The 212-nt window shown below is 40.1% G+C and carries 1 pseudogene; it reads right to left on the bottom strand.

Annotation, left to right across the window (positions count from 1 at the left end):
• Window positions 1-212 (bottom strand): annotated as a pseudogene (locus tag Q0838_RS14340) (IS4 family transposase); the annotation flags it as partial.

Here is a 212-nt window from a genome sequence, read left to right as displayed (position 1 = left end):
AGCGCAACTCTGCGTAGCTTTTTGGGGTATTTCTCTTTTGTTTTGGTACCTGTGAGCTCAATAATTTCATCCTTTAGGACGTGCCCGTGACGTTCTTCTGGCAGTTCTAATTCTTTTACGGTCCTAAATTTTATATTGTCCTTGTGCCTGACCACAAAATAAACGCCGCTGCTGTCCCAAACATTTAAGAGTGAAAAATCATTATAAAACCT

Source organism: uncultured Nonlabens sp., from assembly GCF_947495285.1.
Classification (GTDB): Bacteria; Bacteroidota; Bacteroidia; order Flavobacteriales; family Flavobacteriaceae; genus Nonlabens.
The sequence above is the reverse complement of the archived record's forward strand: the minus strand, read 5'-3'. Positions and strand labels throughout refer to the sequence as shown.